The 25,518-nt window shown below is 44.8% G+C and carries 20 protein-coding genes; 16 read left to right on the top strand and 4 right to left on the bottom strand.

Annotation, left to right across the window (positions count from 1 at the left end):
• Position 1: 1 nt before the first annotated feature.
• From speA to BQ7997_RS13295, 4 genes are all read left to right on the top strand, one after another.
• Entirely contained in the window at positions 2-1,894 is a 1,893-nt protein-coding gene (gene speA, locus BQ7997_RS13310; protein ID WP_022136730.1) for a biosynthetic arginine decarboxylase, read from the top strand.
• Between the two features lie 124 nt (positions 1,895-2,018).
• Positions 2,019-2,792 (top strand): acetylglutamate kinase, encoded by a 774-nt coding sequence (gene argB / locus BQ7997_RS13305; RefSeq protein ID WP_073346849.1) that lies wholly within the window; start codon positions 2,019-2,021, stop codon positions 2,790-2,792.
• Positions 2,793-2,852: 60 nt separating this feature from the next.
• On the top strand, positions 2,853-3,362 hold the full coding sequence (locus BQ7997_RS13300; protein WP_044654420.1) for an RNA polymerase sigma factor: 510 nt from the start codon (positions 2,853-2,855) through the stop codon (positions 3,360-3,362).
• Positions 3,352-3,831: a hypothetical protein gene (locus BQ7997_RS13295; protein WP_073346848.1), complete on the top strand. Its 480-nt coding sequence runs from the start codon at positions 3,352-3,354 to the stop codon at positions 3,829-3,831. Before BQ7997_RS13300 ends, BQ7997_RS13295 begins: the two co-directional genes overlap by 11 nt.
• A 171-nt stretch (positions 3,832-4,002) precedes the next feature.
• Here BQ7997_RS13295 and BQ7997_RS13290 read toward each other — a convergent pair whose 3' ends face one another.
• The gene (locus tag BQ7997_RS13290) at positions 4,003-4,785 is read right to left on the bottom strand and encodes a head GIN domain-containing protein (protein ID WP_073346847.1); all 783 of its coding nucleotides are present in this window, start codon (positions 4,783-4,785) and stop codon (positions 4,003-4,005) included.
• A 126-nt stretch (positions 4,786-4,911) separates the two neighbouring features.
• Between BQ7997_RS13290 and BQ7997_RS13285 the strand changes: the two genes are divergently transcribed.
• Positions 4,912-5,616, top strand: a complete 705-nt coding sequence (locus BQ7997_RS13285) for a YgjP family zinc-dependent metalloprotease (RefSeq protein ID WP_073346846.1) — start codon at positions 4,912-4,914, stop codon at positions 5,614-5,616.
• Between the two features lie 125 nt (positions 5,617-5,741).
• Here the strand turns inward: BQ7997_RS13285 and BQ7997_RS13280 are convergent, their stop codons facing one another.
• Positions 5,742-6,137: a hypothetical protein gene (locus tag BQ7997_RS13280; protein ID WP_022136737.1), complete on the bottom strand. Its 396-nt coding sequence runs from the start codon at positions 6,135-6,137 to the stop codon at positions 5,742-5,744.
• Between the two features lie 172 nt (positions 6,138-6,309).
• Here BQ7997_RS13280 and rimP point away from each other — a divergent pair, with 172 nt between their 5' ends.
• The 8 genes from rimP (at position 6,310) to BQ7997_RS13240 (ending at position 16,792) form a co-directional block, all read left to right on the top strand.
• Complete coding sequence (gene rimP, locus BQ7997_RS13275; RefSeq protein WP_044654516.1) at positions 6,310-6,777, top strand: ribosome assembly cofactor RimP; 468 nt, start codon at positions 6,310-6,312, stop codon at positions 6,775-6,777.
• Positions 6,778-6,779: 2 nt separating this feature from the next.
• Positions 6,780-8,078: a transcription termination factor NusA gene (gene nusA, locus BQ7997_RS13270; protein ID WP_073346845.1), complete on the top strand. Its 1,299-nt coding sequence runs from the start codon at positions 6,780-6,782 to the stop codon at positions 8,076-8,078.
• Between the two features lie 55 nt (positions 8,079-8,133).
• Positions 8,134-11,322, top strand: coding sequence for a translation initiation factor IF-2 (gene infB, locus BQ7997_RS13265; RefSeq protein ID WP_073346844.1), 3,189 nt, complete (start codon positions 8,134-8,136; stop codon positions 11,320-11,322).
• A 112-nt stretch (positions 11,323-11,434) separates the two neighbouring features.
• Positions 11,435-11,965, top strand: coding sequence for a CvpA family protein (locus BQ7997_RS13260; protein WP_073346843.1), 531 nt, complete (start codon positions 11,435-11,437; stop codon positions 11,963-11,965).
• Positions 11,943-13,448, top strand: a complete 1,506-nt coding sequence (sufB, locus tag BQ7997_RS13255) for a Fe-S cluster assembly protein SufB (RefSeq protein ID WP_022137578.1) — start codon at positions 11,943-11,945, stop codon at positions 13,446-13,448. Before BQ7997_RS13260 ends, sufB begins: the two co-directional genes overlap by 23 nt.
• A gap of 15 nt (positions 13,449-13,463) precedes the next feature.
• Positions 13,464-14,216: a Fe-S cluster assembly ATPase SufC gene (gene sufC, locus BQ7997_RS13250; RefSeq protein ID WP_044655016.1), complete on the top strand. Its 753-nt coding sequence runs from the start codon at positions 13,464-13,466 to the stop codon at positions 14,214-14,216.
• Between the two features lie 2 nt (positions 14,217-14,218).
• Entirely contained in the window at positions 14,219-15,562 is a 1,344-nt protein-coding gene (sufD, locus tag BQ7997_RS13245) for a Fe-S cluster assembly protein SufD (protein ID WP_073347414.1), read from the top strand.
• 18 nt (positions 15,563-15,580) lie between these two features.
• Positions 15,581-16,792 (top strand): aminotransferase class V-fold PLP-dependent enzyme, encoded by a 1,212-nt coding sequence (locus tag BQ7997_RS13240; protein ID WP_073346842.1) that lies wholly within the window; start codon positions 15,581-15,583, stop codon positions 16,790-16,792.
• A 221-nt stretch (positions 16,793-17,013) separates the two neighbouring features.
• On the opposite strand, the gene BQ7997_RS13235 is transcribed toward BQ7997_RS13240, so the two are convergent.
• On the bottom strand, positions 17,014-19,203 hold the full coding sequence (locus BQ7997_RS13235) for an alpha-galactosidase (RefSeq protein ID WP_073346841.1): 2,190 nt from the start codon (positions 19,201-19,203) through the stop codon (positions 17,014-17,016).
• 509 nt (positions 19,204-19,712) lie between these two features.
• Between BQ7997_RS13235 and BQ7997_RS13230 the strand changes: the two genes are divergently transcribed.
• The 3 genes from BQ7997_RS13230 (at position 19,713) to BQ7997_RS13220 (ending at position 24,344) form a co-directional block, all read left to right on the top strand.
• Entirely contained in the window at positions 19,713-21,917 is a 2,205-nt protein-coding gene (locus tag BQ7997_RS13230; protein ID WP_073346840.1) for a sodium-translocating pyrophosphatase, read from the top strand.
• Between the two features lie 101 nt (positions 21,918-22,018).
• Positions 22,019-22,621, top strand: coding sequence for a ribonuclease HII (locus BQ7997_RS13225; protein WP_073346839.1), 603 nt, complete (start codon positions 22,019-22,021; stop codon positions 22,619-22,621).
• 181 nt (positions 22,622-22,802) lie between these two features.
• Positions 22,803-24,344 carry a DUF5723 family protein gene (locus tag BQ7997_RS13220; protein WP_073346838.1) on the top strand — a complete coding sequence of 514 codons (1,542 nt, stop codon included), beginning with the start codon at positions 22,803-22,805 and terminating at the stop codon, positions 24,342-24,344.
• Positions 24,345-24,471: 127 nt separating this feature from the next.
• Here BQ7997_RS13220 and BQ7997_RS13215 read toward each other — a convergent pair whose 3' ends face one another.
• On the bottom strand, positions 24,472-25,401 hold the full coding sequence (locus BQ7997_RS13215; protein WP_044656314.1) for a magnesium transporter CorA family protein: 930 nt from the start codon (positions 25,399-25,401) through the stop codon (positions 24,472-24,474).
• Positions 25,402-25,518 lie beyond the last annotated feature (117 nt).

Genomic DNA, 25,518 nt, shown 5'->3' with positions numbered 1-25,518 from the left:
AATGAGAAAATGGCGTATTGAAGATTCGGAGGAACTCTACAACATCACTGGTTGGGGTACCTCGTACTTTAGTATTAATGACAAAGGTCATGTTGTTGTTACACCGCGTAGAGACGGAGTGACTGTCGATTTGAAAGAGTTGGTCGATGAGTTACAACTGCGGGATGTGGCATCTCCCATGCTGTTGCGTTTTCCGGATATTCTGGACAACCGTATCGAAAAGATGTCGTCTTGTTTCAAACAGGCGGCGGAAGAATATGGTTATAAGGCCGAGAATTTTATTATTTATCCGATTAAGGTCAACCAGATGCGCCCCGTGGTGGAAGAGATTATCAGCCACGGAAAGAAGTTCAATCTCGGACTGGAAGCCGGTTCCAAACCGGAACTCCATGCGGTGATTGCTGTCAATACAGACTCTGACTCATTGATTGTCTGCAACGGTTATAAGGACGAAAGTTATATTGAACTGGCTTTGCTTGCGCAGAAGATGGGTAAACGTATCTTCCTTGTCGTAGAGAAAATGAATGAATTGAAGCTGATTGCCAAGATGGCGAAGCAGTTGAATGTACAGCCGAATATCGGTATCCGCATCAAACTGGCTTCTTCCGGTAGTGGCAAGTGGGAAGAATCGGGTGGCGATGCCAGCAAATTCGGCCTGACATCCAGTGAGCTTCTCGAAGCGCTCGATTTTCTCGATAGCAAAGGGATGAAGGATTGCCTGAAGCTGATTCATTTCCATATCGGTAGCCAGGTGACGAAGATTCGTCGTATCAAGACTGCTTTGCGTGAAGCGTCACAGTTCTATGTGCAGCTTCATTCGATGGGATTTAAAGTGGAGTTTGTCGATATTGGCGGCGGTCTGGGCGTTGATTATGACGGAACCCGTTCTTCGAACAGTGAAGGAAGCGTGAATTATTCCATTCAGGAATATGTGAACGACTCTATTTCTACGTTAGTGGACGTGAGTGATAAAAATGGTATCCCGCATCCGAATATCATCACTGAAAGTGGGCGTGCATTGACTGCGCATCACTCGGTGCTTATCTTTGAAGTGCTCGAAACGGCTACTTTGCCGGAATGGGACGACGAAGAGGAAATTGCTCCGGATGCGCATGAACTGGTGCAGGAATTATATGGTATCTGGGATTCGCTGAATCAGAACAAGATGTTGGAAGCATGGCATGATGCCCAACAGATTAGGGAAGAAGCATTGGATTTGTTCAGTCATGGAATCGTGGACTTGAAAACACGCGCTCAGATTGAGCGCCTGTATTGGTCTATCACACGTGAGATTAACCAGATTGCCAGTGGTTTGAAGCATGCGCCGGATGAATTCCGTGGATTGTCCAAGTTGTTGGCGGATAAGTATTTCTGCAACTTCTCGTTGTTCCAGTCGCTTCCTGACTCTTGGGCGATTGACCAGATTTTCCCGATTATGCCTATTCAGCGATTGGATGAAAAACCGGAGCGCTCGGCTACCTTGCAGGATATTACCTGTGACTCGGACGGTAAGATTGCCAACTTTATCTCTACACGCAACGTGGCTCATTATCTGCCTGTGCATAGCTTGAAGAAAACAGAACCTTATTATCTGGCTGTTTTCCTGGTAGGGGCTTATCAGGAAATTTTGGGTGATATGCATAATTTGTTCGGTGATACGAATGCCGTGCATGTTTCCGTGAATGAGAAAGGATATAATATAGAACAGATTATTGATGGGGAAACGGTAGCGGAAGTACTGGATTATGTACAGTATAATCCGAAGAAACTGGTGCGTACGCTCGAAACTTGGGTGACGAAATCGGTGAAAGAGGGTAAGATTTCCCTGGAAGAAGGAAAGGAGTTCCTTTCCAACTACCGCTCGGGACTTTACGGATATACTTATTTGGAATAAATAAGTAGGCACGGATTACACGGATTTCACGGTAGCTTCGCATAATTGAATGGTTGCTTTGCGTTCTCACACAACTAAAACCGTGAAATCCGTGTAATCCGTGCCTGAATTAAAGATATAAGAAATGAGAGAAAAACTAACAGTAATTAAGGTGGGTGGCAAAATCGTAGAAGAGGACGCCACCCTTCGTCAGTTGTTAAATGACTTTGCCGCTATCGACGGGCATAAAGTGCTGGTTCACGGTGGTGGTCGTTCGGCTACAAAGATTGCCGCACAACTGGGTATTGAAAGTAAAATGGTAAACGGGCGTCGTATCACTGATGCGGAGACTTTGAAAGTGGTGACAATGGTGTATGGCGGCTTGGTGAATAAGAGTATTGTGGCCGGGCTACAGGCTCGCGGAGTCAATGCGTTGGGACTGACCGGAGCGGATATGAATGTAATCCGTTCGGTGAAACGTCCTGTGAAAGAGGTGGACTACGGCTTTGTCGGTGATGTGGAAAAGGTGGATGCTACTTTGCTGTCTGACTTGATACATAAAGGTGTAGTTCCGGTGATGGCACCGTTGACACATGACGGGCAGGGAAACATGCTGAACACCAATGCAGATACCATTGCCGGAGAGACGGCAAAGGCTTTATCGGCCTTGTTTGATGTGACTTTGGTATATTGCTTCGAGAAGAAGGGCGTGCTGCGTGACGAGAACGATGACGATAGTGTGATTCCGCAGATTACCCGTGCCGAATTCGAACAATACGTAGCCGACGGCGTTATTCAAGGTGGTATGATTCCAAAGTTGGAGAACTCTTTTGAAGCAATAAATGCGGGAGTGTCTGAAGTGATAATTACCTTAGCGTCAGCGATTAACGACAACGGTGGAACAAGAATAAAAAAATAATTCAAAAAAAGTAGTGGGCAACTGTAACTTTTCATATCCTAGCCCGTCATTATTATAGAGATGCAAGAAATCAGCTTCCGAAACGATATTTTGCCACTGAAGGATAAACTCTTTCGATTGGCACTCCGAATTACCCTGGATAGGGCTGAAGCCGAGGATGTCGTTCAGGACACCATGATAAGAGTGTGGAACAAGCGTGATGAGTGGTCGCAATTTGAATCGGTCGAAGCCTATTGCCTGATAGTGGCAAAGAACCTGGCGATAGACCGGAGTCAGAAGAAAGAAGCTCAGAACGTGGAACTCACCCCCGAAATGGAGGAAGAACCTGATGCAAACAGTCCGTACGACCAGATGGTTCATGATGAAAGAATGAACATCATCAATAGGCTGGTCAACGAACTTCCCGAAAAACAGCGGCTTATCATGCAACTGAGGGACATTGAAGGTGAAAGCTATAAAAAAATTGCAGCCCTGCTGAATCTGACAGAGGAACAGGTTAAAGTGAACCTCTTCAGAGCCAGGCAAAAGGTAAAACAAAGGTATTTAGAAATTGACGAATATGGATTATAAGGATATAGAACAGCTCCTGGAGCGATACTGGCAATGCGAAACTTCCATCGAGGAAGAAGCTACATTGCGCGACTTCTTCTCAAAAGAAGATGTACCGGCTCATTTGCTTCGCTATAAGAACTTGTTTGTTTATCAGCAGGTTCAGCAGGGAGTAGGACTGGGCGAAGACTTTGACGCTCGTATTCTGGCAGAGGTGGAGCCTGTGGTCGTAAAAGCAAAACGCTTGACACTGACCGGCCGTTTCGTTCCTCTGTTCAAAGCCGCTGCCGTAATCGCTATCATCCTTTCGTTGGGGAATGTGGCTCAACATTCTTTCTCCGGTGATGACGGAAGTGTATTGGTAACGGATACCATTGGTAAACAAGTAACAGCACCATCGGTCGCTATCTCGAATGATACGAAAGCCGATCAGGTTCTCGCTGACAGTTTGGCGAGGATTAACCACAAGGTGCAGGTTATAAACGAATAGACATTTTCATTTGCTTTAAACATATAATATAGTTAGTGTGCTTAATTAAAACAACAATGAAAGCGAAACTGTGAAGTTTTCAATTCTCTCAAATTTTTATAATGAAACTAACTAAATAAATGGGCTACCGCGTGATGCAGTAGCCCTTTTATGTTTTTGAGGTTTATTTGATTATTTAATCTGCCGTATATTTTTTCGTGGAGCATCTATCTCCTGAGGATTTCCCCGATAGGCTATATCACCGCTTCCTGTCACACGTGCTGTTAATTTTCCACTGGCATAGCAGCTAATGCTACCGGAGCCGGTTGTACTTGCCGAAACATTTTCCGATTCCAGATTACCGGCTGCAATGTCTCCCGAACCTGCAATTTTATACTTGGCATTGAGCGTTTTACCGCTCAGACCGATATCACCGGAGCCGGCGATACTCGCATTGCATTCCTCGCTTTCTATTTGCTGAAGCTTCACATCTCCCGAACCGCTGATGGAAACAGACATTTTCCGGCATTTGAAGTCTTTTCCTTTAATATCTCCCGAACCGTTGATGCTGAGTGATATATCTTCTTTGGTCTGTATGCCATTAGCAAAGTGTATATCTCCTGAACCATTAATGGTTAATTTATTCAGTTCCGGTGAAAAGACTTTAACTTCCAGTTTGCCTTTCCAGATAGTAACGTTCTTTTTATACTTTACAATAAGTGTATTACCGTCGACATAAGTCTCCAAAAGTGGGATGATATTGTCGGAGCCATAAATCTCTATGTAATTTGGGGAACCTTGGTGGTACGTGACATTTGCACTACCCAATAATTTAATCTCGTTGAAGTGTCCGACTTCTACTTTTTTTGTGAGATAGTTTTTACTGCCGGTTACGTGTTTTCCCTGTAAACAGGAACCTGCGGTCAGTATTAGAATCAATCCCGTTGCAAATAAGGCTAATAAACTTGTTTTCATAATTTTGAATTTCTATGGTGTTATACAAGTTAGACGGTTCATATTCTTATAAAGTTGCATCTTGAATAAGATTTTTTAGGTAGAATCTTCTTTTTTATTACTTTTGTGGTGATTGTTAGGAGGTTTATGATGAAGGAAGCAGTTATAGAGGATGAAGAATTAGGGCGATTGGTGGTGCGTGTGAACCAACGTGCTAAAAGTCTTGTCTTTCGTACCAAGAGCGATGCAATATATGTTTCAGTTCCGTCCGGAACAACGATGAAAGAGATAAAGCAGGCTATTGAGAATTTGCGTGGTAAGTTGTTGGCTTCCCGTCGGCGACTGAATCGCCCGCTGATTGATTTGAATTATAAGATTGATACCGAATTTTTCAAATTGTCTTTAGTATCTGGGGATAAAGAACAGTTCCTGGCAAATTCACGATTGGGATTTATGCAAATCATCTGCCCGCCTACCGCGGACTTTACTGATGAGAATTTGCAGGACTGGTTGCGTAAAGTCATTGAAGAATCGTTGAGGCGGAATGCAAAGAGCATTCTTCCACCTCGTTTAGAGCGTTTGTCAAAGCAATGCGGATTATCTTATACTAGTGTGAAAATAAACTCCAGTCAGGGAAGATGGGGAAGTTGTTCGGGACGAAAAGATATAAATTTATCCTATTATTTAGTCCTGTTACCTTCACATTTGATAGACTATGTGCTTTTGCATGAACTATGTCACACTCGTGAAATGAATCATAGTGAACGTTTTTGGGCGCTCTTGAATCAATTAACGGAAGGCAAAGCGCTCGCTTTACGGGAAGAATTAAAGAAATATCGAACGGAAATTTAGAGTACTTTATTTGCCAAGGTAGTGGCATTGCATTGTCATACTTGTGCCAATGCGGTGGCACAGTCATGCCAATGCTATGGCACGGTTGTGCCAATGTAGTGGCACAAACTTAGTTAATGCTGTTACTATTTGGCCAATTGCTTAATCCCGTCCGCTTCTTTTTCGAATTGATAAGTTCCACCTCTTTCGCTAAGGTCGAAGGTCGATACTAATTCTGTATTATTATCTACAATCAGCAAGGCGCTCTGTTCAGCGAAACGTCCAACTTCCACGGTATAGGGTTCTTCCGGCATGATCCTGTTGGTAATAAGGCTGTCATTAACAAACAAAGAAATGGAATCTCCGGCAAATCCTTTCACCAGACTGATCGTATAAGTTTCGATAAAATGTCGTTCTTCCTGTTTCTCCCGTTGCAGGCGCATACTCATGTATACAAAAATAACCACAACGAATATGACTGCAAAAGCCAGGATTCCATTACCTAGCATAAACTGTTTATTGGTGTTGAGACGGTGTGCCATAGTGCCTGTTTTTTTAATTGCGCTGTAAAGATACGAAGATAAGACTGTTAATTCATACTTTTTTTCTTTAATGTTTTGTAGTCGAACAGATTATTTATATCTTTGCAACCGGAAACGGATGAAAGGTGGAGGGGCAATTAAGCTCCTTTTTTTGTTCTTATATAGTGAATAAATGATAGAAAAGAAAACTGTTTGTCAGATTGTAGAAGAGTGGCTGGAAGGAAAAGACTACTTTTTAGTAGAGGTGACCGTGAGCCCGGATGACAAGATTGTGGTCGAAATTGACCATGCAGAAGGTGTTTGGATTGAGGATTGTGTGGAGCTTAGCCGCTTCATAGAGTCGAAACTGAACCGTGAAGAGGAAGATTATGAACTGGAAGTGGGTTCGGCCGGCATCGGACAGCCCTTTAAAGTGCTGCAACAGTATTACATTCACATCGGACAAGAGGTGGAAGTGATGACAAAAGGCGGACAGAAACTGGCAGGTGTCCTGAAGGATGCTGATGAAGAGAAGTTTACGGTATCCGTACAGAAGAAAGTTAAAATGGAAGGTTCCAAGCGCCCGAAGCTGGTAGAAGAGGACGAAACCTTCACTTATGAGCAAATAAAATATACTAAATACTTAATTAGCTTTAAATAGTTATGGCCAAAAAAGAAGAAACAATCAGCTTGATTGATACATTTTCGGAATTTAAGGAACTGAAGAATATCGATAGAACGACGATGGTCAGCGTACTTGAAGAGTCGTTCCGTAGCGTAATCGCGAAAATGTTTGGCACCGATGAGAATTACGACGTAATCGTGAACCCGGACAAGGGTGACTTCGAGATATGGCGTAACCGTGAAGTTGTGGCCGATGAAGATTTGACTAACCCGAATATGCAGATTTCGTTGAGCGAAGCACAGAAGATCGATGCTTCCTACGAAGAAGGCGAAGAGGTGACTGACGAGGTTATCTTCGCGAAATTCGGCCGTCGTGCTATCCTGAATCTCCGCCAGACACTGGCTTCCAAGATTCTGGAACTCGAAAAAGACAGTATTTATAATAAATATATAGATAAGGTAGGTACAATCATCAATGCGGAAGTATATCAGATCTGGAAAAAGGAAATGTTGCTTCTTGACGATGAAGGAAACGAACTGCTGTTGCCCAAGACCGAGCAAATCCCGAGCGATTTCTATCGTAAAGGTGAAACGGCCCGTGCAGTAGTTGCCCGCGTGGACAACAAGAACAATAATCCCAAGATTATCCTGTCACGTACTTCTCCCGTTTTCCTGCAACGTCTGTTTGAGATGGAAGTACCCGAAATCAATGATGGCTTGATTACCATCAAGAGGATTGCCCGCATTCCCGGCGAACGCGCCAAGATTGCGGTAGAATCTTATGATGACAGAATCGACCCCGTAGGAGCCTGCGTAGGTGTAAAGGGTAGTCGTATTCATGGCATCGTTCGTGAGCTTCGCAATGAGAATATCGACGTAATCAATTATACATCGAATATTTCATTGTTTATACAGCGCGCTTTGAGCCCGGCAAAAATTTCTTCTATCCGTCTGAATGAGGAAGAGAAAAAAGCAGAGGTGTTCCTCAAACCGGAAGAAGTATCGCTGGCTATCGGTAAAGGCGGTTTGAATATCAAACTGGCCAGTATGTTAACTGAGTACACTATCGACGTGTTCCGTGAGTTGGATGAGAATGTAGCTGATGAGGATATCTATCTCGATGAGTTCAGGGATGAAATCGACGGATGGGTGATTGATGCAATCAAGGCTATCGGCATTGATACGGCGAAGGCTGTGTTGAATGCTCCACGCGAGTTGTTGATTGAAAAGACGGACCTGGAAGAAGAGACAGTGGACGAGGTAATACACATTTTGAAATCGGAGTTTGAAGAAGAAGAGCCGGAACAAGGACAAGAACCGGAAAAGGAACAAGAGTAATCAGGTAATTACGATTGGGATTTTCTTCGCTCCATTTATTCATTAAATTTTAAATATGACGATAAGGTTAAACAAAGTTACAAGAGATTTGAATGTAGGAATCGCAACGGTTGTTGAGTTCCTGCAAAAGAAAGGGCATACCGTTGAGGCTAATCCTAATACAAAAATTAGCGAGGAGCAGTACGCTATACTCGTGAAGGAGTTTAGTACAGACAAGAACCTTAGACTTGAATCGGAGCGTTTCATTCAGGAACGTCAGAATAAGGATCGTAATAAGGCGTCGGTTTCGATTGAAGGCTTCGAAAAACAGTCAGAGAAACCGAAGTCGGAAGATGTGATCAAGACAGTCGTACCTGAGGATGCACGTCCGAAGTTTAAACCTGTCGGGAAAATAGACTTGGATAAATTGAACGGTCGTAAAACAGAAAAGGTGGAAAAAGAACCGGAACAGAAAAAAGAAACTGTTGTGGAACGACCTGTTGTTAAACCTGAAGTGAAGAAAGAACCCGAAGCGAAGGTGGAAGAGGTGGCAGCACCTGTTCAGCCTGAACCAGTGGTGAAACAAACTGAAACAGTAAAACAAGCCGAACCGGTAAGACAAGCTGAACCTGTGAAACAGCCTGAGGCAGTGAAACAACCGGAGCCTGTAAGACCGGAACCTGTGAAACAACCGGAACCTACAGTAGAAAAGAAACCGGCAGAAGTTGAAAAAGTAGTGGAAGAAGTGATTAAAGAAGAGCCGAAGGTAAAAGCTGCACCTGTGAAGGCGGAAGAAGATAACAGAGTGGAACGACCTGTAAAAGCAGCATCGGCAGAAGTCGCACCGGCAGCACCGGCAGAGAAAGAACCTTCTAAAGACGATGAAGTATTTAAAATCCGTCAACCGGAATTGGGTGCGAAGATAAATGTGATCGGCCAGATTGACTTGGCAGCATTGAACCAGTCTACTCGTCCCAAGAAAAAATCGAAGGAAGAGAAACGCCGTGAACGCGAAGAGAAAGATAAAATCCGTCAGGATCAGAAGAAGTTGATGAAGGAAGCTATCATCAAAGAGATTCGTAAGGATGATCTCAAGCAACCGAAAGTGGGAGCGAAAGATAACGCTGACGTTAACAAGAAGAAACGGAACCGTATCAACAAGGAGAAGGTGGATGTGAACAACGTGGCAACTTCCAACTTTGCTGCTCCGAGACCGAATGTACAAGGTAAAGGCGGTGCCGGTGGACATGGTGGCAACAACGGTGGTAACGCTGGTGGTGGCAACAACCAAGGCAACAATAACAACCGGAGAAATAACAATAACAATAGAGACCGCTTCAAAAAGCCTGTTATCAAACAGGAAGTGAGCGAGGAAGATGTAGCAAAACAGGTAAAAGAAACGCTTGCACGTCTGACAACCAAAGGCAAGAACAAGACTTCAAAATACCGTAAGGAGAAACGTGAAATGGCTTCCAACCGTATGCAGGAACTGGAAGACCAGGAAATGGCAGACAGCAAGGTATTGAAGCTCACCGAATTCGTGACAGCCAATGAACTGGCAACGATGATGGACGTTTCTGTCAATCAGGTTATCGCTACTTGTATGAGCATCGGTATCATGGTTTCTATCAACCAGCGTCTGGATGCGGAAACTATCAATCTGGTTGCCGAAGAGTTCGGATTCAAGACTGAATATGTAAGTGCGGAAGTGGCACAGGCCATCGTTGAAGAAGAAGACGCGCCGGAAGATTTGCTGCCGCGCGCTCCGATTGTTACGGTGATGGGACACGTTGACCATGGTAAGACTTCCTTGCTTGACTATATTCGTAAGGCGAATGTAATTGCCGGTGAAGCCGGTGGTATCACACAGCATATCGGTGCATACAACGTGAAGTTGGAAGACGGACGCCGTATCACATTCCTGGATACTCCGGGTCATGAGGCGTTTACCGCTATGCGTGCCCGTGGTGCGAAAGTAACGGATATTGCCATCATTATTGTGGCTGCCGATGATAACGTGATGCCGCAGACGAAGGAAGCAATCAACCATGCGATGGCAGCAGGAGTACCTATTGTATTCGCTATCAATAAGGTGGATAAGCCGACTGCAAATCCGGATAAGATTAAAGAAGAACTGGCCGCTATGAACTACCTTGTTGAAGAATGGGGTGGTAAGTATCAGTCACAAGATATCTCAGCCAAGAAAGGTATGGGGGTAGAAGATCTGTTGGAGAAAGTATTGCTGGAAGCTGAAATGCTTGACTTGAAGGCAAATCCGAATCGTAACGCTTCGGGTTCCATTATTGAGTCTTCATTGGATAAGGGACGTGGATATGTAGCGACTGTGTTGGTATCTAACGGAACCTTGAAGGTAGGAGACATCGTTTTGGCGGGAACAAGCTACGGACGTGTGAAGGCTATGTTTAACGAACGTAACCAGCGCATCAAGGAAGCAGGGCCTTCCGAACCGGCATTGATTCTTGGATTGAATGGCGCTCCTGCCGCAGGTGACACTTTCCATGTAGTCGAAAGCGATCAGGAAGCTCGTGAAATCACCAACAAGCGTGAACAGTTGGCCCGTGAACAGGGCTTGCGTACGCAGAAAATCCTTACATTGGATGAATTGGGCCGTCGTATTGCTTTGGGTAACTTCCAGGAATTGAACATCATCGTTAAGGGTGACGTGGACGGTTCTGTTGAAGCATTGAGCGACTCGTTGATCAAGCTGTCTACGGAACAGATTCAGGTAAATGTCATCCATAAGGGTGTGGGAGCAATCTCCGAGTCAGACGTTTCTCTGGCTGCCGCTTCGGATGCGATTATCGTCGGATTCCAGGTACGTCCTTCGGGCGCTGCCGGTAAGATGGCCGACCAGGAAGGTGTCGACATCCGTAAGTACTCTGTCATCTACGACGCAATCGAAGAGGTGAAAGCTGCTATGGAAGGTATGTTGGCTCCGGAACTGAAGGAACAGATTACTGCGACTATCGAAATCCGCGAAGTGTTCAACATCACGAAGGTGGGTCTTGTAGCAGGTGCAATGGTGAAGAGCGGCAAGGTGAAACGCAGCGACAAGGCTCGTTTGATTCGCGATGGTATCGTTATCTTTACCGGAAACATTAATGCTTTGAAACGTTTCAAGGACGATGTGAAGGAAGTAGGTACAAACTTCGAGTGCGGTATCAGTTTAGTGAACTGCAACGACATGAAGGTGGGCGATATGATCGAGGCGTTCGAAGAAATTGAAGTGAAACAGACACTGTAATAAAGCAGTGCTGAATCTATATCAGGCACGGATTACGCGGATTTCACGGTTCTTAATAAATCCGTGAGATTCGTGAAATCCGTGCCTGAATTATATAATAGAACAGAGATATATGACAACGATTGATATCATAATCCTTATTATAGTGGGCGCAGGGGCGATTGTAGGTTTTATAAAAGGCTTCATCCGTCAGTTGGCTTCTATCTTGGGATTGATAGTCGGCCTGATGGCGGCGAAGGCTTTATACGCTTCTTTGGCAGAAAAGCTCTGTCCGACAGTGACCGATTCGATGACCGTTGCGCAGGTATTGGCTTTTATCATGATTTGGATAGCCGTCCCGCTGATTTTTGTACTGATTGCTTCGTTGTTGACAAAAGCTATGAAAGCCGTTTCCTTGAATTGGCTGAACCGTTGGTTGGGAAGCGGGCTGGGAGCATTGAAGTTCCTGTTGTTAACAAGTGTGGTGATTGGTGCGATACAGTTCATAGATGGCGATAATAAGTTAATTAGTGCAACAAAAAAGGAGGAATCTTTGTTATATTATCCGATGGAAACGTTTGCGGGGATATTTTTTCCTGCTGCAAAGAATATGACGCAACAATATATATTAGAGAATAAAGATGCAACAAGAAGAACCCAATAAAAAGAAACCCGATCAGAAAGATGAACTCGAAGGGAAGAAGACCGATAATGAGTTTGTCAGGAAGTTTGCGGAAGAGAAATATAAGTATGGCTTCACTACAGAGGTACATACGGATATCATTGAGCGTGGACTCAATGAGGACGTGATTCGTTTGATTTCATCGAAGAAGGACGAGCCGGAGTGGATGCTGGATTTCCGGCTGAAAGCGTACCGTCATTGGCTGACGTTGGAGATGCCTACCTGGGCACATCTCCGTATTCCTGAAATTGACTATCAGGCTATTTCCTATTATGCCGACCCGACCAAGAAGAAAGAAGGGCCGAAGAGTATGGAAGAAGTAGACCCTGAACTGATAAAGACATTCAATAAACTGGGAATCCCTCTGGAAGAGCAGATGGCGCTTAGCGGAATGGCGGTGGATGCCGTTATGGACTCCGTTTCCGTAAAGACTACCTTCAAGGAGACACTGATGGAGAAAGGAATTATTTTCTGCTCGTTCAGTGAAGCGGTACGGGAGCACCCGGACTTGGTCAAGAAATATATGGGCTCGGTAGTAGGCTACCGTGATAATTTCTTTGCTGCGTTGAACTCGGCTGTGTTCTCGGACGGTTCATTCGTTTATATTCCGAAAGGGGTACGCTGCCCGATGGAACTTTCCACTTATTTCCGTATCAATGCCCGTAACACGGGACAGTTTGAACGTACATTGATTATAGCGGATGATGACTCCTATGTTTCTTATCTCGAAGGATGTACGGCTCCGATGCGTGATGAGAATCAGTTGCATGCCGCTATCGTGGAAATCATCGTGCACGACCGTGCCGAAGTAAAATACAGCACCGTTCAGAACTGGTATCCGGGAGATGCCGAAGGTAAGGGTGGTGTATATAACTTTGTGACAAAACGCGGTAACTGCAAAGGAGTGGATAGCAAACTCTCCTGGACACAGGTGGAAACCGGTTCGGCAATTACCTGGAAATATCCTTCCTGCATTCTGACAGGTGATAATTCGACAGCCGAGTTCTATTCCGTGGCTGTGACAAACAATTATCAGCAGGCGGATACCGGTACCAAGATGATTCATCTGGGCAAGAATACCCGTAGCACGATTGTGAGTAAAGGTATCTCTGCCGGACATAGCGAGAATTCCTATCGCGGACTGGTACGTGTAGCGGAGAAAGCGGACAATGCCCGTAATTACAGCCAGTGTGACTCTCTGTTGCTGGGAGATAAGTGCGGTGCGCATACTTTCCCGTATATGGATATTCGCAATGAGACAGGAGTGGTGGAGCATGAAGCTACGACAAGCAAGATTAATGAAGACCAGATATTCTATTGCAATCAGCGCGGTATCCCGACAGAAGATGCTATCGGACTGATTGTGAACGGATATGCGAAAGAAGTTTTGAATAAGCTTCCGATGGAATTTGCGGTAGAAGCGCAGAAGTTGCTTACTATTTCGTTGGAAGGAAGTGTAGGATAAAAAATAAAAGTGATTATGTTAGAAATAAAAGACCTGCATGCCAGCATTAATGGCAAAGAGATATTGAAAGGCATCAACCTGACGGTGAAGCCGGGCGAAATACATGCAATCATGGGGCCGAACGGTTCCGGTAAGAGTACACTTTCTTCCGTCCTGGTAGGTAATCCTGCTTTTGAGGTAACGAAAGGCTCGGTCACTTTTTATGGAAAGAATCTGTTGGAGTTGAGTCCCGAAGACCGTAGCCACGAAGGTATCTTCCTTAGTTTCCAGTATCCGGTGGAAATTCCCGGTGTAAGTATGGTGAACTTTATGCGTGCTGCCGTGAACGAGCAACGCAAATATAAAGGTCTGCCCGCACTGACAGCCAGTGAGTTCCTGAAACAGATGCGTGAGAAACGTGCAGTCGTTGAACTAGACAATAAACTGGCTAACCGTTCGGTGAACGAAGGCTTCTCCGGTGGCGAAAAGAAACGCAACGAAATCTTCCAGATGGCGATGCTTGAACCGCGTTTGAGTATTCTCGACGAAACAGACTCCGGCCTGGACATCGACGCGCTCCGTATTGTAGCCGAAGGAGTGAACAAACTGAAAACTCCCGATACAAGCACGATTGTCATCACTCACTATCAACGTCTGCTCGATTATATCAAACCGGATGTGGTACATGTACTTTATAAAGGCCGTATCGTAAAAACTGCCGGACCGGAACTTGCCTTGGAACTGGAAGAAAAAGGATATGACTGGATTAAGAAAGAAGTAGGAGAATAATGATGAATGCTGAACAACAATACATAGACCTCTTCTCACAGACGGAAGCCATGATCTGCAAGCATAGTGCCGAAGTGCTGAATGCACCCCGTGCCGCTGCCTTTGCCGATTTTGAGCGAATCGGATTCCCGACCCGTAAGATGGAGAAGTACAAATATACGGATGTAAGCAAATATTTTGAACCGGACTTCGGACTGAACCTGAATCGTCTTGCTATTCCGGTCAATCCGTATGAAGTGTTTAAGTGCGACGTGCCGAATATGAGTACTGCCCTGTATTTCGTAGTCAACGATGCATTTTATAACAAGGCACTTCCCAAAAGCCATTTGCCGGAAGGCGTTATCTTCGGTAGTCTGAAAGACGTAGCCGGACAACATCCTGAACTGGTGAAGAAGTATTACGGCAAACTGGCGGATACTTCCAAAGATGGCGTGACGGCTTTCAATACCACTTTTGCACAAGACGGCGTCATCTTCTATGTACCGAAAAATGTAATTGTGGAAAAGCCCATCCAGTTGGTAAACATCCTGCGTGCAGACGTCAACTTTATGGTAAACCGGCGTGTGCTGATTATCCTGGAAGATGGCGCACAAGCCCGCTTGTTGATTTGTGACCATGCCATGGATAACGTGAATTTCCTTGCAACGCAGGTCATTGAAGTCTTTGCCGGAGAGAATGCCGTGTTCGATATGTACGAACTGGAAGAAACACATACCAGTACAGTCCGTATCAGCAACCTGTACGTAAAACAGGAAGCGAACAGTAATGTCCTGCTGAATGGCATGACCTTGCATAACGGTACTACCCGCAATACAACCGAAGTGCTGCTGGCAGGCGAAGGTGCTGAAATAAACCTTTGCGGTATGGCAATTGCCGACAAGAACCAGCACGTAGATAATAATACAAGCATCGACCATGCAGTGCCGAACTGTACCAGTAAAGAGTTGTTCAAATACGTTCTCGACGACCAGTCGGTAGGCGCATTTACCGGACTGGTATTGGTACGTCCAGACGCACAGCATACCAACTCGCAACAGACCAACCGGAACCTTTGCGCTACACGTGATGCCCGCATGTACACACAGCCGCAGTTGGAAATTTATGCCGATGATGTGAAATGTTCGCATGGAGCAACCGTCGGACAACTGGACGAGAATGCATTATTCTACATGCGTTCACGTGGAATTGACGAGAAAGAAGCCCGTTTGTTGCTGATGTTCGCGTTTGTCAATGAAGTCATTGATACCATTCGTCTGGATGTGCTGAAAGACCGTCTGCATCTATTGGTAGAAAAACGCTTCCGTGGCGAATTGAATAGATGCCAGGGTTGTGCAATCTGTAAATGATGATTAATCACTAAGAAAATGGATATTCAAAAGATACGTGAGGATTTCCCGATACTAAGCCGTACGGTCTACGGTAAACCTTTGGTTTACTTCGACAACGGTGCAACGACTCAAAAACCCCGTTTGGTAGTTGATTCGTTGGTGGACGAGTATTATTCCGTGAATGCGAACGTGCACCGCGGCGTGCATTACCTCTCGCAACAAGCCACGGAACTGCATGAAGCCTCCCGTGAAACGGTGCGTCAGTTTATCAATGCCCGTAGCACGGGCGAAGTAGTCTTTACCCGTGGAACAACGGAAAGCATCAATCTTCTTGTCTCCAGTTTTGGTGATGAGTTTATGCAAGCGGGCGACGAAGTTATTCTCTCAGTGATGGAACATCACAGCAATATCGTTCCCTGGCAATTGTTGGCAGCCCGCAAAGGCATTGCCATCAAAGTAATCCCCATGAACGACAAAGGTGAACTGCTACTGGATGAATACGAAAAGCTTTTCTCCGAACGTACGAAGATTGTCAGCGTAGTTCAGGTTTCCAATGTCTTGGGTACAGTAAATCCGGTGAAGGAAATGATTGCTACCGCTCATGCTCACGGTGTACCTTGCCTGATTGATGCAGCCCAGTCCATCCCTCACATGAAGGTGGACGTACAGGATTTGGATGCCGATTTCTTGGTATTCTCCGCTCACAAGGTATACGGTCCGACGGGAGTCGGCGTACTTTATGGAAAAGAAGAATGGCTGGACCGTATGCCGCCTTACCAGGGCGGGGGAGAGATGATTCAACACGTCTCCTTCGAGAAAACAACGTTCAACGAACTTCCTTTCAAGTTTGAAGCCGGTACGCCCGATTACATCGGAACCACAGGTTTGGCAAAAGCCCTCGACTACGTGAACGGCATCGGCATGGAAAAGATTGCGAAGCATGAGCATGAACTGACAACCTACGCCCTGCAACGCCTGAAAGAAATACCTGATATGCGTATATTCGGTGAAGCTGCCGAACGGGGGGCGGTAATCTCCTTCCTGGTAGGTAATATCCACCATTTCGACTTAGGCACTTTGCTCGATCGTTTGGGGATTGCCGTCCGTACCGGACACCATTGCGCGCAACCCTTGATGCAGCGACTGGGTATTGAAGGAACTGTCAGGGCATCATTCGCCATGTATAATACGAAAGCGGAGATTGATGCGCTGGTGGCCGGAATCGAACGCGTCAGCCGTATGTTTTAAAATATAAATCGCTGTTCCTGTGAGGGATGGCGATTTTTTTATTCTTTAACTAAAAAAAGATGCCTTCAAGTGCAGTGATTTGAAGTTTCAAGCGTCTAATATATAAAATGAATATTTGGAGGGTCGTGAGACTATGCTTATATTATAAATTCTCTCTCTTTAACATTAATGGCAGCTATATCGTAAAAAGTTACGGTATAGCTGCAACTTTTTAGGGGTGTTTATTCCGCAGTCAATTCAATCACACGGCTGAAAGCCTGGTTTGTGGTGAACGCATGGATTCCCACTTTCATCAGATAATCTCCTGAATATGTCTTTTCGTTGGCGTCCAGATTAGATTTTTTGTTCGGCATCAGATTGATTTCTTTCACCTTATACATCTTCTTCGCATCCAATCCCTGTAATTTCACGGGAAGCAGCTTTTCTGCATAACGCGGATGAATGTCGTACGTATAGAGAACAGCCTTATTCTTGTCCGGTGCGGCATACATCACAGACATGTGGTTGCCGTCATAAGGGGAAACCAGTCTGTATTGGTCGCCGTCTAAAATTACTTTTTTCAAGCGTGTCCAGTTGGCTACCGCGTTCTGGCAATAAGTCAGTTCGTCTGCATTCAGTTCTTTCAGTCCGAGGTCGAAGCCTAATTTGCACATACTGGCTACGTCCGTGCGGAACTTTACACTAGTCTTTTTGTTCCAGCTGGTCACGTGTGCGCACATCGCTTTTGCCGGGAAGATTTGTGAAAATCCCCATTGGATAAACAGGCGTTCTATCGGGTCGGTATTATCGCTGCACCAAAATTCAGTGTAATATTTCAACGCTTCATAGTCACAGCGTGCGCCACCACCGGAGCAAAGCATCATCGGCGTATTGGGATATTTCTCCTTTACACGTTTCAGCACATTGTAAATGCCGCGTACATGGTCGATATAAAGCTGTCCCTGCTTGTCCTTCAGATACGGAGAATAAATATTCGTGATCGGAGAGTTGCAATCCCATTTGAAGAAAGCTACTTCGGGATTCTCGGTCAGGATATTGTCTACTACGTCGAAAACAAAATCCTGTACTTTCGGATTACTGAGGTCGAGCACCAACTGGTTGCGATAGTAATAAGTTTCGCGGTTGGGCAGCGTGATAGCCCAGTCGGGGTGTTTCTCGAACAGTTCACTTTTCGGATTCACCATTTCCGGTTCAATCCAGATTCCGAATTTCACTCCGGCTTCCTTGGCGGATTTCACAAGTGCGGGAATACCGCCGGGGAGTTTGGACTTCATTACTTCCCAGTCACCCAGTCCGGCATTGTCACTGTTGCGCGGGTGCTTGTTGCCGAACCAACCGTCGTCGAGCAGGAACATATCCACACCGAGATGTCTGGCTTCCTTCATTAGTTCGGAGAGTAATTCTTCGTTGAATTTGAAGTAGGTGTTTTCCCAGTTGTTCAGCAGAGTGAGACGGTCGCCTTGTCCGTCCTTTAATTGATGGTTGCGTGCCCAGGCATGGAGATTGCGGCTGGCTTCGCCTGTACCGTTATTACTGAAAGTGAACATAAATTCGGGAGTCGTAAATACTTCGTTCGCTTTCAACTCATAATCAGAAGCATAAGGATTGATAGCCGGGATTACGCGAAGGTTGCCTACATTGTCCACTTCAAAAGTAAACTGGAAATTCCCTGTCCATCCGATAGTACCCAGCATCACACGTCCCTGTGTTTCCTGTGCCGGTTGCTCGATACCGAGTTCGAAGAACGGATGCGTGTGCATGGCGGCACGGCTTCCGAGCTTGGTGTCGATTACTTTCTTGCCGAATCGCAGCGGCTGTGTACTCATCTGTGCCTCTTTCGCCCAGTCACTGCTGAACTCAGTCAGATAATATTCATTTGCGGAGAAATAGAGCATAGTGGAAGCATAACGCCACAAAGTGACCGGCTTCTTTTCATTATGCTTTATTTCACTCCATGTTTTGATAACGTTCTCTTTCGGATAAGCGATATAATGCAAAGTCACTTCTACCGGATATTGGTCGTCTTTCAGACGGATGATTGTTTCCGTTCCGCCTGTGACTGCTTTCTGTTCGGAAGATACATAACGGAGGATGGTGCTCGGATTGCCATCACTGTGCGTAATGGCTACGGCAGGTTCAAAGTAATCCTCTGCACCGGAGCCCGGATATACTTCCCAGCCGCGGGTAGATACGCTTCCGTCGCTACCGCCTTTCACATAAGGGGAGAAATGGTCAATGTCACGTTCGTTCAGCAACTTATCGCCGAGATAAGCCTGATAAAGGCGTCCGTTCGGAGCCACTTGAAGGATTAAATCCGTGTTGTCCGTTGCGATGCGGATTACATTCTGTTCTTGTGCGTCCACTAGCGTAAGCGTGAACAATGCCAGTAGCAATGCAAATAGTTTCTTCATGGTTTTTAATAATAATTATTCGGTATTAGTTAGTTTGCGGGTATTAGTGCGCCACAAAGATAATGATAATTTGTCATGTATAAGCGATAATCCGGTTGGTAGGGATAAAGATAGGCGGTAGAAGGCTACAGATAATTAATAAGGAATAAATAAAATTGCCTATACGTCTATAAATTAATCACTTATAGTTTCCTGTAATTTCCTAACATGGAAACTCACGTATCTCTACGGGGAAACAATCGTTTCCTTACGGGGATACGGTCGTTTCTCTACGAGGATACTGGCGTTTCCTTACGGGGAACCGAATTTGATGGTATACCATCTTATTATGAAGGGTAATTGTATGGAAACCAGCTAACAAGGCAAGTAACTACAAACGACTTGTTCATTCGGAACTATGTGCGAAAGATTGTTCCTTTCAGAGTAGAAAATTCTTTCTCCTTTGCTTGCTTTTTTCGATTGATTTCCATACTTTTAGCGACTGTAAACCCTTTAATAATTTTGAATCTATGGATAACATTCTTTTCTGGTTGGTTCCAGTCGCTTCCGTGTTAGCCCTCTGTTTTGCTTATTACTTTCATAAGCAAATGATGAAAGAGAGTGAAGGTACACCCCAAATGATAAAAATAGCCGCCGCTGTGCGCAAAGGGGCTATGTCTTATCTGAAACAACAGTACAAAATAGTAGGTTGTGTATTCCTGGGACTGGTTATTTTGTTTTCGATAATGGCTTATGGCTTTCACGTACAGAACGCATGGGTACCCATTGCTTTCCTGACGGGTGGTTTCTTCTCCGGTCTTTCCGGTTTCCTTGGAATGAAAACGGCCACGTATGCTTCGGCACGTACCGCCAATGCAGCCCGTAACTCACTGAATGCCGGACTGAGAATCGCTTTCCGAAGCGGCGCGGTGATGGGACTGGTGGTTGTCGGCCTTGGTTTGCTTGATATTTCCTTTTGGTATCTGTTGCTGAACGCGGTAATTCCTGCCGACGCGCTGACGCCTACTCATAAACTCTGCGTGATTACTACTACGATGCTGACTTTCGGTATGGGAGCTTCCACACAAGCGCTCTTTGCCCGTGTGGGTGGCGGTATCTATACAAAAGCCGCTGACGTCGGAGCCGACCTGGTAGGCAAGGTGGAAGCCGGAATCCCGGAAGACGACCCGCGCAATCCTGCTACGATTGCCGATAATGTCGGTGATAACGTCGGTGACGTGGCCGGTATGGGAGCCGACCTATACGAATCTTATTGCGGTTCCATCCTGGCGACGGCCGCATTGGGCGCTGCCGCCTTTATCCATTCGGCGGATACGGTGATGCAGTTCAAAGCCGTAATTGCTCCGATGTTGATTGCGGCTGTCGGCATTATCCTTTCTATTATAGGTATATTCGCTGTCCGTACCAAAGAGAATGCGACGATGAAAGATTTGCTCGGTTCGTTGGCTTTTGGCACGAATCTCAGTTCGGCACTTATCGTAGCTGCTACCTTCCTTATATTATGGTTCTTGCAACTTGATAACTGGCTTTTGATTTCTTGTGCCGTAGTAGTCGGCTTGTTGATAGGCATCGTAATCGGACGCTCTACTGAATATTATACTTCCCAATCCTATCGTCCCACGCAGAAATTGAGTGAAAGCGGTAAGACCGGCCCTGCTACGGTCATTATCTCCGGTATCGGTTTAGGAATGCTTTCTACAGCTATCCCTGTGATTGCCGTAGTGGTGGGTATCATTGCTTCCTATTTATTAGCTTCCGGCGGTGATTTTGCCAATGTCGGTATGGGATTGTACGGAATCGGTATTGCCGCTGTCGGCATGCTTTCTACACTGGGAATCACACTGGCTACGGATGCTTACGGCCCGATTGCCGATAATGCGGGTGGTAATGCTGAAATGTCCGGCTTGGGTGCTGAAGTCCGCAAGCGTACCGATGCGCTCGATTCATTGGGTAATACGACCGCCGCCACCGGAAAAGGTTTTGCCATCGGTTCTGCCGCATTGACCGGACTGGCTTTGCTGGCATCCTATATTGAGGAAATCCGAATCGGCCTGACCCGTCTCGGAAGTATGAATCTGACTTTGCCCGACGGAAGTCCCTTTAACGTGGCGAATGCGACATTTACGGACTTCATGAATTTTTATGAAGTGAACCTGATGAATCCGAAAGTGCTTGCGGGCATGTTTCTCGGTTCGATGATGGCTTTCCTGTTCTGCGGTTTGACAATGAATGCGGTTGGACGTGCGGCAGGACATATGGTAGACGAAGTGCGCCGCCAATTCCGTGAAATAAAAGGTATCTTGACAGGCGAGACGGAACCGGATTACGAACGTTGTGTTGAAATCTCGACAAAAGGGGCGCAAAAAGAAATGGTCGTTCCTTCCCTCATTGCTATTATTGCCCCTATCCTTACAGGGCTTATCTTTGGTGTTCCCGGTGTGCTTGGCTTGTTAATCGGTGGTTTGAGCAGCGGTTTCGTTCTGGCTATTTTTATGGCCAATGCCGGTGGTGCATGGGATAACGCAAAGAAGTATGTAGAAGAAGGCAACTTCGGTGGCAAAGGCGGTGAAGTTCATAAGGCAACCGTAGTAGGTGACACGGTAGGCGACCCGTTTAAGGATACGTCCGGCCCCAGCTTGAATATCCTGATAAAGCTGATGAGTATGGTAGCCATCGTGATGGCAGGACTTACTGTCGCCTGGAGTTTATTCTAAGAAGTGAGAAAGAAATAAGAAATAACCAAGAAAAAGGAGACAAAAAGCAAGTCTCCTTTTTTTATTTCCTTTACCTTTGCACCTGAATAAAAACGATAAAGATGTTATTACCTTATTTAAATGAGAATCTGATTGAAGCAGGATGCGACGAAGCAGGCCGTGGCTGTCTGGCAGGTGCGGTATATGCCGCTGCGGTTATTCTTCCGAAAGATTTTAAGAATGAGTTGTTGAATGACTCCAAGCAACTGACGGAGAAACAGCGCTACGCATTGCGTGAGGTAATAGAAAAGGAAGCCATAGCCTGGGCGGTTGGCGTTGTCTCACCCGAAGAAATAGATGAGATAAACATCCTGCGTGCTTCCTTTTTGGCCATGCACCGTGCTGTCGACCAATTAACTACCCGTCCGCAACATCTGCTGATTGACGGAAACCGTTTCAATAAATATCCCGATATTCCCCATACTACTGTAATAAAGGGAGATGGGAAGTATCTTTCAATAGCCGCTGCATCCATTTTAGCCAAAACATACAGGGATGACTATATGAACCGTCTTCACGAAGAGTTTCCATCTTACGACTGGAATCATAATAAAGGTTACCCGACTAAAAAACATCGTACCGCCATTGCCGAACATGGGACTACTCCTTATCATCGTTTAACGTTTAATTTATTAGGAGACGGGCAACTCTCTTTGCATTTATAAGTCTGTTTTATCTCTTATAAAATTATATTTTCTACATTTTTTTGCAGAATAAGCACGATTTTGTTACGTTTAGTATTAAAATTGTTCTGTTTAGGCTGAAAAAGTGTTGCCCCGTGCTTTTATTTGTTATCGAAATACTATATATTTGCAAACGATAATAAGAATTAAAAAGTATAAAATCATGGCAACGAACAAGCTATTATGGTCTTCTAAGCTCATTGGGGTTTTTTCTATTATGTTGGTTTGCGCTCTTTCTGCAAATGCACAGTTCCTGCGTACTTCCTATTTCATGGAAGGGACGCACTATCGTCAACAGTTAAATCCGGCTTTGACACCGACGAAAGGTTACTTCAATCTTCCGGTAATTGGTGCCGTAAATGCAACGGTTGGTTCTACTTCGTTAGGATATCAGGATATCATTGATATCATTGATGATGGCGATGATTTCTATACCAAACCGGATTTCATGAATCGTCTGAAAGATAATAATAAACTGAATGTGAACTTCAGTACAGAGATTCTTTCTGCCGGATGGTACAAAGGAAAGAACTTTTGGTCATTCAATGTTGGTCTTCGTGCGGATATTGGTGCGAACCTGACTAAGAATATGTTTACTTTCTTGAATGAGATGGATGCAATAGAAGATAACTGGAGAAACAGTAATTATGATATTAGCAACCAGCAATTGGATATCAATGCTTACGCTGAAGTTGGCTTGGGGCTTTCACGTCAGATAAACAGTCGTTTGACAGTAGGCGCTAGAGTGAAAGCTTTGTTGGGTATCGGTAATATGAAGTTGAAACTTAATAATGTGGCAATGAACGCGAGTTTGCCTAGCGATGCTCGTATTAGTCAGTTGCAAGACCCTGCATATTTGTCTGGCTTGAATGCTGCGGATATTACGAAGTTAAGAAATGAAATTAATAACTATCACGCTAATTTGGCAGTAGATGCTCATTTGGAAAGTTCTTTCAAGGGATTGAATTTGAAAAAAGAAGATGGACAGGACTATATTAGTGATTTCGACTTTGAGAGTAAGGATATGGGAATCGCAGGTTATGGTTTTGGTATTGACTTGGGAGCATCTTACAAGATTATGGATAATCTGACTGTATCTGCTTCTATTTTGGATTTGGGATTCATCACATGGTCAAAAGGTAGTACTCAAATAGCTAATGCTAATGCAGCTGGTATTGATATGAAGGGAAGTGACTATACATCAGGTATTGACCCTAATGATATCCCTGGAAGTATTGTTGCTATTGAAAATAATATTAAAAATTTGCAGACAGATGCCAATGGATATATGGAACGTGTTAGCGGTGGTGACGTACTCGATTATGAAATGTTGCAACTTAGAACGGAAGAGGCAAGTAAGTCTCGTAAATCTCGTTTGGCTTCCACATTAGTATTGGGTGCTGAGTATGGTTTATTCGAAAATAAATTGGGACTTGGCGTATTATCTACAACTCGTTTTGTACAGCCTGATGCACTTACTGAATTAACATTCTCTGCAAACTATCGTCCGAAAAGCTGGTTTAACGTAGCACTTAGTTACTCCGTTATTCAGTCAGCAGGTAAATCATTCGGTCTGGGTCTGAAATTAGGCCCGGTATTCCTCGGAACTGACTATATGTTCTTAGGAAAGAACTCTAACTCTGTTAACGGATTTGTTGGAGTATCTATTCCGTTGGGTGGAAGAAAAGTAAGCAAACAAGGATAAATATAGAATGAAATAGAATTTAATTTCTCTCTCTAAACATTCTCTTTTAATTAATTCTCTATCGAAGTAAAAACGTATAATTTCAGCCTACTGTCTGCGACTAGATAGTAGGCTGTATTTTTGGTATTTAGAACCATTTAATCTTTCTGAATATCACGAACGCCAGAGTTGACAATCCGATAGAGAATAATACAATCAGGGAAAAAGCGAAAGGAACCTCTTCCAAATGAATGTCCACATTCATGCCATAGAAACTGGCAATCAATGTCGGAAGCATCAGGACTATTGACAAGCTGGTCATGCGCTTCATGATTGTATTCACATTGTTGGAGATAATGGAAGCAAAGGCATCCATTGTTCCTGTGAGAATGTCACTGTAAATATTTACGGTATTAAGTGCCTGTTTCAATTCGATAATCACATCCTCTACCAGTTCCTTATCCAGAAAATCGGTATCTTGGAAAATCGTTTTCAGTTTACCGATCATCACTTCGTTTCCACGGATGGAAGTGTTGAAGTAAACCAGTGTTTTCTGTAGTTTCATCAGGCGGAGCAAGTCTTCGTTACGAATACTACGCTCCAACTCTTTTTCCGCGGCACTGATATCCAAATTGATTTGTTTCAGATACTTCAGGAACCATACGGCAGAAGAGTAGATAAGCCGGAAAATCAAGTCGAGCTTATTGCGGACAACAATTCCTTTTCTGCGGGTATGTTCGATAAAGTCCGGCAATAAGTCGGTGTCATGATAACAGACGGATACAATGATCTCATTGTTCGTGATAATACCAATAGGTACAGTGTCGAAGGGCAGACTGCCGTTCTGCTTGTTTTGCAACGGGATACGTAGGATAGTAAGCAGCCAGTTACCTTCCGTGTCCGTACGCGGACGTTCGTCCGTATCGGCTATATCGTCAAGAAATGATTCGGGAACATTGAGCGTCTTGGTCAGAAATTCAAAGTCATCATCATTCGGGCATACTACGTTTACCCAACTGTTGGGAAGCCATTGTGTCTTTTCCACAAAGCCGGCTTCACAATAAAGATATGTTCTCATCTTATTGTCTCCTTTCGTTGTTTAGCACGAGCAGAGACACCAGTTTGCAATGACTCTGTTCGCTTTAATTAATACTAGTTGTGCACGTTCGCGGGTTTGAATCGTCCATATTTCTAT

The organism is Bacteroides congonensis (genome assembly GCF_900130125.1).
Lineage (GTDB): Bacteria > Bacteroidota > Bacteroidia > Bacteroidales > Bacteroidaceae > Bacteroides > Bacteroides congonensis.
Note: the sequence above shows the minus strand (reverse complement) of the source record. Positions and strands in the feature narration are given on the sequence as shown.